11 protein-coding genes are annotated in these 11,758 nt (G+C 61.3%); all 11 read left to right on the plus strand.

Going from position 1 to position 11,758, the window contains the following annotated elements:
- Nucleotides 1-12: 12 nt before the first annotated feature.
- From tssA to icmH, 11 genes are read left to right on the plus strand one after another with little or no spacing between them, the layout of a single operon-like run.
- Nucleotides 13-1,176, plus strand: coding sequence for a type VI secretion system protein TssA (tssA, locus tag EFD56_RS19730; protein WP_126906031.1), 1,164 nt, complete (start codon nucleotides 13-15; stop codon nucleotides 1,174-1,176).
- On the plus strand, nucleotides 1,173-1,709 hold the full coding sequence (tssB, locus tag EFD56_RS19735; protein ID WP_004671466.1) for a type VI secretion system contractile sheath small subunit: 537 nt from the start codon (nucleotides 1,173-1,175) through the stop codon (nucleotides 1,707-1,709). The genes tssA and tssB overlap by 4 nt, the downstream gene beginning before the upstream one ends.
- A gap of 3 nt (nucleotides 1,710-1,712) precedes the next feature.
- On the plus strand, nucleotides 1,713-3,221 hold the full coding sequence (gene tssC, locus EFD56_RS19740; RefSeq protein ID WP_004671468.1) for a type VI secretion system contractile sheath large subunit: 1,509 nt from the start codon (nucleotides 1,713-1,715) through the stop codon (nucleotides 3,219-3,221).
- Nucleotides 3,222-3,241: 20 nt separating this feature from the next.
- On the plus strand, nucleotides 3,242-3,691 hold the full coding sequence (locus tag EFD56_RS19745; RefSeq protein WP_004671470.1) for an Hcp family type VI secretion system effector: 450 nt from the start codon (nucleotides 3,242-3,244) through the stop codon (nucleotides 3,689-3,691).
- Complete coding sequence (locus EFD56_RS19750; RefSeq protein WP_126906070.1) at nucleotides 3,678-4,439, plus strand: type VI secretion system baseplate subunit TssE; 762 nt, start codon at nucleotides 3,678-3,680, stop codon at nucleotides 4,437-4,439. The genes EFD56_RS19745 and EFD56_RS19750 overlap by 14 nt, the downstream gene beginning before the upstream one ends.
- A 1-nt stretch (nucleotide 4,440) precedes the next feature.
- A complete protein-coding gene (gene tssF, locus EFD56_RS19755) occupies nucleotides 4,441-6,315 on the plus strand; it encodes a type VI secretion system baseplate subunit TssF (RefSeq protein ID WP_126906032.1) in 1,875 nt (624 codons plus the stop codon).
- Complete coding sequence (gene tssG / locus EFD56_RS19760; protein ID WP_126906033.1) at nucleotides 6,279-7,349, plus strand: type VI secretion system baseplate subunit TssG; 1,071 nt, start codon at nucleotides 6,279-6,281, stop codon at nucleotides 7,347-7,349. Before tssF ends, tssG begins: the two co-directional genes overlap by 37 nt.
- Nucleotides 7,340-8,614 carry a type VI secretion system-associated FHA domain protein TagH gene (gene tagH, locus EFD56_RS19765; protein ID WP_126906034.1) on the plus strand — a complete coding sequence of 425 codons (1,275 nt, stop codon included), beginning with the start codon at nucleotides 7,340-7,342 and terminating at the stop codon, nucleotides 8,612-8,614. The genes tssG and tagH overlap by 10 nt, the downstream gene beginning before the upstream one ends.
- Nucleotides 8,614-9,075, plus strand: a complete 462-nt coding sequence (gene tssJ, locus EFD56_RS19770; RefSeq protein ID WP_004671480.1) for a type VI secretion system lipoprotein TssJ — start codon at nucleotides 8,614-8,616, stop codon at nucleotides 9,073-9,075. Before tagH ends, tssJ begins: the two co-directional genes overlap by 1 nt.
- Nucleotides 9,076-9,092: 17 nt before the next feature.
- Entirely contained in the window at nucleotides 9,093-10,427 is a 1,335-nt protein-coding gene (tssK, locus tag EFD56_RS19775; RefSeq protein WP_004671482.1) for a type VI secretion system baseplate subunit TssK, read from the plus strand.
- A 4-nt stretch (nucleotides 10,428-10,431) separates the two neighbouring features.
- Entirely contained in the window at nucleotides 10,432-11,757 is a 1,326-nt protein-coding gene (gene icmH, locus EFD56_RS19780; RefSeq protein ID WP_126906035.1) for a type IVB secretion system protein IcmH/DotU, read from the plus strand.
- Nucleotide 11,758: the final 1 nt, after the last annotated feature.

Below are 11,758 nucleotides of genomic sequence, written 5' to 3' on the forward strand. Positions count from 1 at the left end.
ACGGGGGATCTGTTGTTCGACTCTGCGCTCTGGTTGAATCCGATAAACGGTGACAACCCGTCCGGCGAAAGCCTACGGAACGACGGACGATTCCACGAGCTCGAACGCCTCGTACAGCCGCAGATCGAAATCAGCCGAGACGAGCGCAACAACCCGGTCGCACGAACGGAAGTGCCGGTCGACTGGTCGACCGTGCTTCGCAAGTCGGAGGAGCTGCGGGCGCAGGGCCGCGATCTCAGGCTGCTGGTGATCGTAACGCGCGCCCTTGCAAATGAACGGGGCTTGGCCGGCCTTGCCGACGGATTGAACCTGATCGGCCAAACCTTCGACATGCACTGGCAGACAATGCATCCGGAGCTTCGCGACGGCCTGCCTCCCCGCGAGGCCGCTCTTCGCCGCATCAATGCACTGATTCAGCTTCAAAATGACAAAGATGGCCTGCTCGCCGATCTGCGCAAGATGACGTTCTTTGCGCCTCGTGGCGCTGGCCCGGTGACGGGACGCGATCTGGAGCGGGGGGCGATTGACGGCCGCACCGTCCTGAACGAAGCGGCGCCGGGTTTGAGTGCGGCTGAGAAGGCTTCGCTCGTCAGCGAACATGAGCAATTGCTCAATCGCGTGCGGTTCGGGTGCGCCGCATTTGCCGAACAGGCCGCTGATGAAGCCGCGGCGCTGGCCGCCGATGCAATGACTGCCGTCGCAGCACTGGAGGCGGCCGAACGGTCGCTCAATCTGCAGATCGGCGGCGATTTGCGCGTTACCCTGCCAGATCTGAGCCGGTTTCTGCAGCGCGTGGCGGCGACCCTGGAGCGCGCCAAGGTCAGTGCGCAACAGGAGAGTCCGAAAGAAGACACTTCAGGCGGCGAAGCAGCGCCGGTTGCCACCAACGGCGGAGCAGACCAGGGGCCGATCCAGCCGGCGACAGTCTTCCCCTCCCGCCTGAGCTCGCGAGACGAAGTCACGCGCTGCATCGACCTCATCATCGCCTTTTACGACCGCACGGAGCCGTCAAGCCCTATTCCCCATCTGGCCCGCAGGATCAAGCGTATGGTGCCGATGGATTTTCTCGAGCTCATGGAGGACCTCGCTCCTTCCGGGCTGAAAGAATTCCGGCTTCTGGCCGGCGTTTCGGAAAGCAAGAAACCTGCCCCTGGGACAAAAGGTGACCATCCATGAGCGAAACTAAGGCGAAGGTGATCGAACGCAACAGGGCGCCTCGCGTCCAGATCGCCTATGAAGTGGAAACATATGGCAGCCCGACCACGATCGAATTGCCTTTCGTGATGGGGGTGATGGCAGATCTCGCCGGCGCGTCCCAAACGCCGGAGGCACTGAAATCCGTTCGGGACCGGACCTTTGTCGAGACCGACGCCAACCGCTTCGGCCGCTTCATGGAAGCACTGAGCCCGCGCGTGAAGGCGCGGGTCAAGAACACGCTTCCCCAACCGCCCGGCGAAGAGCGGGACGAGGAACTTGCCGTCGACCTGACCTTTACGAGCATGGGCGATTTCGCTCCGGACCGGATTGCCGAACAGGTTCCCCAGCTCGCCGAACTCCTGAGGATGCGCCGCCAACTCGAGGAATTGCTGGGCTTCATGGATGGCCGTGTCGACGCCGAAAAGCGTATCGCCCAGCTTTTGAACAACGAGCCCCTTTTGGCAAAAATCGCCGACCAGGCGATCGATGATGGCAGCAAGTCGGAGGGCTGAAACATGGCCGAACAGGAAAAAACAGCCGCTGTCGACGTCAAGGAAGCCGAAGGCGTCGATCTTCAGGAATTCAGTGATCTTCTTGAAAAGGACTTCAAGGTCAAGAAGGACGACAGCGAGAAGCTGCAGACCCTTGTGCAAAATCTGGCGCTTGCAGCGCGCGCGCGTTCGCAGTCGACGACAATCTCCTCGAATGCGATCAAGTCGATCAAATCCCTGATCTCCGGCATCGACAAGCTTCTGACCGAGCAGGTCAACGAAGTTCTCCATGCGCCCGAAGTGCTGCAACTCGAGGGAACATGGCGCGGTCTGTGGTATCTCGTCAACAATACCGAGACGGATCAGAAGCTGAAGATCCGCGTCATGAATATCTCGAAAGAAGCTCTGGCCGACACGCTCGAAGATTACGAAGGTCAGATGTGGGATCAGAGTCCCATATTCAAGAAAGTCTATACGGACGAATACTCGATGCTTGGCGGTAGCCCGTACGGATGCCTGATCGGTGCCTACGAATTCTCCAACCACCCGAAGGACGTCGCTCTCCTTCGCAACATGTCCGGCATCTGCGCGTCGGCGCACACACCCTTCATTGCCGCCGCTGCCCCGCGACTCTTCCGCATGGAAAGCTGGCAGGAACTGCCAAACCCCCAGGACCTGCAACAGATTGTCTCGTCGCCCGCCTACGCGTCCTGGCAGTCCCTGCGAGAGAGCGAGGATGCGCGTTACATCGGTCTGACGATGCCCCGGGTCCTTGCGCGCCTGCCCTATGGCGCGGAAACCATTCCGGTAAAGGGCTTCGCCTTCGAGGAGGATGTCCAGGGCGATCATCATCGCTACGTGTGGATGAATGCCGCCTTCCCGATGGGCGTCAATATCAATCGAAGCCACAAGCTGTTTGGCTGGGGCACGCAAATTCGCGGCGTCGAGAACGGTGGAGCGGTCGTCAATCTTCCAGTCCACAATTTCCCGACTGACGATGGTACTGTCGCGATGAAATGCCCGACGGAGGTCGCCATCGACGATCGCCGCGAGGCAGAGCTTGCCAAGCTTGGGCTGATGCCGATCCTGCATCGCAAGAACACGGACATCGCAGCCTTCATCGGTGCGCACTCGTTACAGGATGACGAGACGCGCGCCGGGCGCCTGGTCGATCCGGATGCGCAGGCCAATGAGCGCCTGAGCGCAAATCTGCCGTATCTTTTCCCGGTTTCGCGTTTCGCGCATTACCTGAAGGCAATCGCCCGCGACAAGATCGGTTCGTTCAAGGAGCGGTCCGATATGCAGATCTGGCTGACGGAGTGGATCAATCGCTACGTTCTTGCCAACCCTGCCTTTGCCGACGACAAGGCCCGCGCCAAACGGCCGCTGGCTGCCGCCGAGGTTCAGGTCGACAGCGTCGAAGGCCGACCGGGATGGTACAATGCCCGGTTCTATCTGCGCCCCCATTATCAGTTGGAAGGCATCAATGCGTCACTGCGTCTCGTATCGGAGCTGCCGTCGACGAAGAGCTGAATTCACAAGGGAGGTTATTCATGAAAATTGACGGTTTTCTCAAGGTACCGGATATTACGGGACCGAGCGTTCGCGATGGCCACGAAGACGAGATCGAAATCCACGGCGTGGAGTTTGAAATGGTCGCCCCCTACGATCCCAACTCGCTCTCGCGACGGGGCCGCGTCAGTCTGGGCATGATCAATTTCATCAAGCACTATGACAAATCCTCGCCCTATCTGAAAAAGGCGCTGTTCGACAACACGCTTCTCGGCGAGGTGAAGTTCTCCGCGCGCAGAACGATCGAAGGCGAGACCAGTGATTATCTGGTCGTTACGCTGAAGGACGCTTCGGTCACCCAGTACAATATGAAGCAAAGCGAGGACGAACCCGATCTCATCGAGGAGCGCGTCGGCTTCGCCTACAAGAACATCACCTTCAACTACGACGACAAGGACGAGGTCGAAATGGATGTCTATGTCGGCAAGTGACGGCTGGCGAAAAGAAGTTGGAAGGGAGTCGAGACCGCTTGGCGGGCACCAGCGCGCAACCCGCGAAACGATCCAGCCATCCTTGTGGGATCGCCTGGTCAATGACCTGCCGGGGCTCGGCTCCGAGATCAAAGATCTCCGGCAGATATTGCAAAGCGAGATAGACGCCGAGCGGCTGGACGCGATGGTGGCCGGTGGCGTCGGGCACATCGAGTCAGCAACGGATCTCAGCATCGAGCAGAAAAAGAACATCCATCGTCTCTTTTCCCTGGAACGTCGTCGCCTGGAACTGGACAGTCGCGGCGTGGTCGTTTCGAGCGATGTGCTTCGTGAGGCGGTGCGCCGCGACATCGAGGCGCTTTTCAATGTGCAGCGTTTCGAATCCTCGCTCCTTTTGACCGATGCGGAGGCCGAACTGGTGGGCGAGAACCCTCCCTCGCTCGAAGATTTTCCGCAGGTGCGCCGCAGTGTGGTCAACTACGGCGTGCCGCCGTTTTCGGGCCGCTCATCGCGTGACTTCGACCGTGAGGAACTCGCCAAGGAAATCACACAAGTGCTTGCGGCATTCGAGCCCCGGCTCAAAGGAGGCGCAACCAAGGTGACCGTCAGTCTTGGCGACAAGTCGATTGGCCTCAGGATTGATATTGACGCGCTTCTCCTGACGACACCGGCCCCGGAACGGCTACGCATCCGCACCATTCTCGATCTCGACAACGGCTCGGCGAGAACCGAGTTGAAGGACACCTGAAATGGATCGGGTCTTCCTTGAATATTATGAGGAGGAACTCACCCATATTCGCGCGCTTGCCGCCGAATTTGCCCATATGCACCCGTCGATCGCGCGCAATCTTTCCCTGGATACCATTCCCTGTCCCGATCCCTTTGTCGAACGGCTCCTTGACGGCGTCGCGTTTCTGGCCGCCCGCACCCGCCAGAAGGTGGATGCAGAAAGCACGCGCTATGTCCGCAGCGTGCTTGAAAACTTCTATCCCGACCTCGTCTCGCCGGCGCCGGCAACGGCCATGGCCTTGCTGAAGCCCGGCCAGCAAGTTCAAACCATGCTTGCCGGACACCTTCTGAAGCGGGGAACGCGGCTTGTGTCGAGCGTGCGACCCGGTATTTCGACAAGATCCATATTCACCACCGTTCAGGACGTGACGCTCTGGCCGCTTGCAATCAGTTCCGTGACCTACATTCAGGACCGAAGCGCACTCGCGGCGGCGGGGATCGGCGCCATTGACGGGGCTGCCGGCGCGTCAGGATTGAGCATCACCATCAATCGTACCGGCAAAGGCAAGCTCGCCGACCTGTCGCTCGATCGCCTGGACTTTTACTTCAGTGAGAAGAGCAAGGCGCCACTGCTCTTCGATACGCTATTTGGCGCCTGCGCTGGCGTTGGCGTCCGCCCGGAGGGGCGCGACAACCCCTTGAAGCCGCTGCCCGCCCCCGAAATGGTCGGCATATCTGACGACGAAGCGCTCATGCCTCGTACGCGCGAAACGTTTGAGGGCTACAGGCTTCTGCGCGAATATTTTATCGCTCCCGAGCGGTTTCACTATGCGCGTGTGACGGGGATGCGGTCGGTCGTTCGCCATTGCGGCGAGAGGCTTGAACTGGTTTTCCTGCTTCGTCGTCCCGCTCCGGAACTTGCGGGCCTCACAGCCAAGGATCTGGAGCTTTTCGCAACGCCGATCATCAACCTGTTCGAGCGTTCCTGCAGCGTCATCGAGCTCGATGCGCGGCGGACCCGGCAGGTCCTCCACGCCGATCGGACGCGGCCGCGCGATTTCGAAATCTATCGCGCGGTGCGCGTGGAGGACGCCGATGCCGAAGGATCCGACGCCGAAATACCGGCTCTTTTCAGTCTCGGTCAAAACCGCACAAACGGCTGGGTCTATTTTACCGAACGTCGCCCACGGCGACCGAGCGAGGACGAGCTTCGTCAGGGACAAACCCGTACATCCTATGTCGGAGACGACGTCTTCATCACGCTCTCACACCCGGCGCAGTCTAAACCGGGACGACCACTCAAGCGAATCGAGGTGACGGCCCTTTGCACCAACCGGGACTTGCCGATACTGGACGACACGCCCTCCCTTACGCTCGAAAGCGGCGATCCTGTCGAGACCGTGCAATTGCTTGGCGCGCTACGCCAACCCTGGCCTGCCATTCCGGCAACGCTTCCGGCCGGCGCTGTCGAAGCCTCAAGGGCCGATGAACTCGCCTGGCGCTTTATCGCACAATTGTCGCTGAACTTTCTCAGCCTGGCGGAGGAAGGACGCGGGGTCGATCCGCTTCACGCCATGCTCGATCTTTATGCGCAGCGGGGAGATCCGAGCCTCTCGCGACATGTACGCGCCATAGCACGAGTCGAGGCCCGGCCTCTCATCGAGCGCTTGCCGATCGCCGGGCCGATGTGCTTTGCCCGCGGCAGCGACATCACGCTCCATGTCGACCAGTCGGTGCTTGCCGGGCATAGCAGCTTGTTGCTTACGGCGCTGCTCTCGAGGCTCTTCGCACGCTACGCGGCGATAAACGGATTCGTGCGCACACGAGCGCGGATCCTGCAGAAACAGGAGGATGTGCTATGGCCGATAACGCCGGGCAATCGCTTCCTGATCTGAAGAACGAGCTCGTCGGATCTGCCGAGCAGTTCGATTTCTTTGAGCTCCTGCGGCGGCTCGAGAAGACCGACAGGCTCTTTGGTCAGGCAGGACCGCCGCAGCGGGAACCGGCCCGGCTCGGACAGCACATACGGCTTGGGTTTGCAGTGCAGGACATCGCAAGGCTCGAGCCTTCCACCGAGACAGCGCCCGCCCGGGTAACAGTGGCGACGATCGGCTTGCTCGGTCCGGAAGGTCCGATGCCGCTTTATCTGACGCGCTGGGTGCTGGATCGCCTGTCGCAGCGCTGGTTTGCCGGTGCCGACATGCGCGAGGTCAGCGACACCACGTTCGTCGACTTCGTCAATGTGCTTCAACATCGCATGATCGCACTCTTCTATCGAGCGTGGGCGGATGCGCACCCGGCCGTGCAGATCGAGCGCGCCGAGGGCGGTCGTATTCGTGCCATGGCGGCGGCCATGGCAGGGATCGGCCTGCGAGGCACGGTTGAGCGCCAGCCAACAGCGATCGACCTGACGAAGCTTGCTCACGCCGCGGCCCTTGCTCATCAGGTCGACGGGCCTGAAAGGCTCACGCAGTTTCTTGGCGATCATTTCAAGGTTCCTTTCAGGCTTCGGGAATTTGTCGGTGTCTGGATGGACATACCGCAAAGGATCCAGTCTCGCCTTGCCGGCGCCTATGCGCAGCTCGGAAGAAGCGCCACGATCGGCCCGAGAACATTCCAGCGACAGCAACGAATCGAACTTTCCGTCGGACCATTGACGCTTCGTGACTACGCAGCCTTTCTGCCCGGCAGCGAACGGCGTGCGAACTTGCAAACGGCGATCCGGGATCTGATGGGAAACGGGCTCGATGTGGATGTCAGGCTCGTGCTCAAACGAGACGAGGTGCCCGCAGCCCAGCTGGGAAAAGCGCGGCTCGGGCAAATCGCCTGGCTCGCTCCGAAACAGGATCAAGGCGACGCTGCCGATTTGTGCATGCGCACCCTCGTTGGCTTTCGTCATGAGATTGCGGAGGCCACCGCATGGCCTTGATCCTTACCCTCGAACAGTCCCCCAGGCCCCAGGCCGTGCACCAGATGCGGCTCGTCGAGGGCGAGCTCGTTATCGGTCGCAGCGCAGACGCCGACTGGCGGATCGACGATCCGGACATGTATGTTTCCCGTGCCCATTGCACGATTGCTTGCGTTCAGGGTCGATATCAGGTGACGGATACGTCAAGCGGCGGCCTCTTCATAGACGGCTCGCGCGCACCACTTGGAGCGGGAAATTCCGCCCCGTTGCATGACGGCGCCCGGCTGCAGCTCGGCAATTATGTCGTCCGGGTCGAGCTGCAAGGGATGCAGGCAGAGCGTTCGCCTGAACAAACGACATCGCAGCCGCCGATCGGCTTCGCACGAGATTCTTTCTTCTCGGAACGCAGCGAGCGGGTTGAATCCCCCCGACGACCCGCCGGATTGCCTGACCCGTTCGAACACCCCGCTGCGGCGCCATTTACCGATCCGGACCGACAAGAGCCGAAAAAGAGCGCGCCCCTGTTCGACGATCCGTTCAGCCTCGACCCGCTACCGGCCCAGCGGCAGGACAACCGTGCCTGGGATCTTTTTATGACGGGCACGCCTATAGAGCAGCCGGCGCCGGAGCCCGCCACAGCACCAATCAACCCGCAATCCAATCCGGAACCACAGCTGGAGCCGAGACAGCAGAAAACAGCGTCGATCGAAGCCGACCTGCGTGACGCCTTTCTGCGCGGATTGGGCTTCCGCGGCGAGGAGTTTCCGTCTGCCGATCCCGTCGTGCAAATGGAGAATTTTGGCCGGGAGTACCGGATGATGCTGGAAGGATTGATCCATCTTCTGCGCAAGCGGGCCGAAGAAAAGGGCGAGGCCCGGATCGCGCAGACCGTTGTCGGGGCCTCCGAAGTAAACCCTCTCAAATTCATGCCGACCGTCGACGATGTGATCGCGATGTTCCTCACGCAACGCAATGTCGGATTCTTGCCGCCCGATGCAGCGATCAACGGCTCCATCCGCGATCTCGCGCACCATCACGTGCGCACGTGGCGTGGCGTCCAGGCCGCGCTGGAAAGGATGGTCAACCGCTTCGATCCGGCGGCGCTGGAAAGCGAATTGAAGTCTCAATCGGCGTGGGACGCGCTGCTTGCCGGCGGGCGACGGGCAAAACTCTGGGAACTTTACGAGAAACGCTATCGCGAGATTGCCAGGAGTGCATCAACGCGCTTCCTCGGCGAAATTGGCAGCGATTTCCGGGACGGCTACGAAGAGAGGGAGAACGAATGATGCTTCAACGACGTGTTTTTTTGATGATGCTCGGCGTGACAGGCTTGATTTCCGGCTGCGTGGGCGGTCCGCCAAAATCCTCGACCGTGACCGTCAAGGCGACGGGACAGGCGGGAATGAATCTTGCCGCTGATGGCGGAGATCGCCCGGTGACCGTGCTCGTCCTCAGGCTCAAGGATGTCGGAAAGTTCAATTCTGCCGATATTTTCGCCCTCCAGTCCGACCCTGCTTCCGCACTCGGGGCAGACCTGATCGGCTCCGACCAATTGACGGTCTCTCCCGGCGGATCGGCCACCAAGACGGTGGCGTTCCCGCCGGAAGCAACCTTCCTCGGGGTGGTCGCCTTTTTCAGGACGCCGGGCGGCCGTGTCTGGCGACAGGCGGTCCCGATCAAGCCGGAGTCGACGGTGACGGCGAATGTAGCATTGAGTAGCGGCGGCATGGCGCTCGCGCTCGCCTGAAGGGAGGGCGTTCCAGCATGACGGATACGAATAAGGTGCTCTGGTCCGAGGGTCTCTTCCTTCGGACGCAGCATTTTCAGCAGCAAGACCGGTATACCGAGGCCCTGATACGCGGCGCGCTGCAGGCGGGAAGGTTGCAGACCTTCGGCTTTAGATCCCTCACGCTGGATGCCGCACAGCTTGAAGCAGGCCGTGTTGCCGTCTTGTCGGCGCGCGGCATTTTTCCGGACGGCACGCCGTTTTCCATTCCCGAAACGATGGATGCGCCGGTGCCATTGACCGTCACCCGCGAAATGGGTGCGGGGGTGGTGCAGCTTGCCCTGCCGCTTGAACCCCCAGGCGGCGCTTGCTTCGATGCCGCTCATAGCGAGCCGACCGGAGCGCGCTATAAGGGACAGATCGAACGCGTGCGTGACGCCGTGCATGGTGGCGCCGATCCCGAAGAGATCGAGATCGCCCGCCCTCAAGCCCTGCTCTTGTCGCCAGTGCAGACGACCGGCGGCTATACCGCGATGCCGGTAGCGCAGGTCAACGGGCTGCTGGCCGACGGCAGCGTCGCGATGGGGGAAAACTTTCTGCCACCAGCCCTGACGACCGGCGCCGTGGCCTTCTACGGCCAGTTGATGCAGGAGGTGATAACCGGGCTCGACCGCATTGCCGAAGCACATGGCAAGATGGTTCTTGGTGGCGCCGGCCGCAGCGTGGAAAATCTGCTGGTCCTCGATCTTGCCAACACGGCGCGTCCGCGGCTGGCCCATATGCTTCCCCAGGAGGTTTTTCACCCGGCTGAACTCTTTCTCGAACTGAGTGGACTTGCGGGGCGAATGGCGACCTACGGCTCAGGCTCCCGTCGGCTGACCGAGCTTCCGACCTATGAGCACATGGCGCCGGGACCTGCCTTTGCGGCGCTCGCCGATACACTGCGTTCGCTGCTGCTCAGCCTGCGTTATGTCGAGCCGAAGTCGCGGGCACTTCCGGTGCTCAAACATGCGACCAATATCTGGAAGGTTCGTGTCGACAATCCCGAATTGCTGACCGCCAGTCGCATTGTCGTGCGGGTCGGATGCGACATGTCCGAGGACGCGCTGCGCAAAATCTTCGTCGATCAGGTGACGGTGGGTGCAGCCGACGAATTTGAGGCGCTGTGGAAGTCACGACTGCCGGGCATCCGTTTAAAGCCGCTTCATTCGCAGCCTCGCGAGATCCCCTATGACGGTGACCGTCTCTGCCTTGAGCTCGATCAACGCAGCGAGCATTGGGAATCTCTTCTGCGTTCGCCGGGCTTCGTGATCGGCGTGTCCGGCGTTTTGCCCAGCGAACCGCAGGTCGATTGCTATTCGGTTAACAGGTAGCGCCATGGCAAGTGAGGATCCATTCGGTCTTTCGGGCGATAAGGGTCGTACACGCATCCGCCCCCCGCCCTCGGCGAGCGCAAGACAGCTCCCTGCTGGCGGAATTCTGGCAAGAGGGGCACGGTCTCATCCAAACAGACTGATCAGTGCCTTCGCAAAGTTGCTCGAATTCGCACCGGAACTCGAAAGTGCATTGCCACCGAGCAATCCGGACGTGCTGCGAACGAGACTGATGGAAGAGCTTGTTTCAGCGCGCGACGCCGCGGTGGCGTCGGGGTCGGCCCTCGCGCGGGCGGACTCGGCTGCCTGGGCTGTTGCCTCGCTTCTCGACGATCTGGCGCTGAACACGCCCTGGGGTGGGGCAAGCGCGTGGCCGCGCCAGCCGCTGGTCGTCATGCTCCGCGGCGACGTCGACGCCGGAGCGCAGTTTTTTGCCAGACTGGAAGAATTGGAACGCCATCCAGGTCGTGATCAGGAACTACTGGAGCTTTATTATTTCTGTCTGGCGCTTGGTTTTCGCGGCAAGTACCGTGTGCCTGGCCGTGCGGGCGACCGCTCGATCAGCGCCGTTCGCGCCGCCGCGGCTCGTTTCCTGCGTGACGCCGATGCAGAAGCTGCGCCGCTCTCGCCGAGATGGGAGGGCGTTGCGGCGCCTGACGAGCCATCCAGATTTGCAGTGCCGATCTGGGTCCTTGCCGTCGTTGCTGCAGCGCTGTCGACGGCAATTTACATGTTGTTGTCGATGCGCCTCGATACCAAGGCCGAGGAACTCGCAACGCTGGTGCGGGCACTGCCGCCGCCTGAGCGGGCGGAAATATATCGTCCCGAGAAGCGGACGCCGCCGCCGAACGCGCCACCAGTAGAGCCCGTGATCATCCAATTGCTGCCGGAATTCCGCGCCGCAGCCCCCTCTTCCCTGCTGCCAGCCCTGAAGGGAAATGAAAACGCCTCTTCCGTCACGCTTCTTTTGCAGTCAAGCACGCCGGAGCTTTTCCAGTCCGCCAGACCCGAATTGACGAAGGGCTTTGAACCCCTCGTTGCCTCCATCGCAACGGTTCTCAAGCAGAATGCGGAGCTGATCGGCGGCATCACCATCACCGGGCACACTGACAATGTCCCGCTGCAAGCGAGCAATCCGCTGTCCAACAACCAGCGCCTCTCCGAAGCCCGGGCTGCAACGATCGCCTCATTGCTGGCAGCCTCCGGCGTGCCCGCCGGACAGTTAAAATCGCAAGGGCGCGCGGCGACAGAGCCGCTTGCCGGAAACGATAGCCGCGAGGGTCGGGCCGCCAACCGCCGCATCGAAATTCTTATTCAAAAGAGGCTCTGAG

Origin of the sequence: Rhizobium phaseoli (genome assembly GCF_003985125.1) — a bacterium.
Classification (GTDB): domain Bacteria; phylum Pseudomonadota; class Alphaproteobacteria; order Rhizobiales; family Rhizobiaceae; genus Rhizobium; species Rhizobium phaseoli.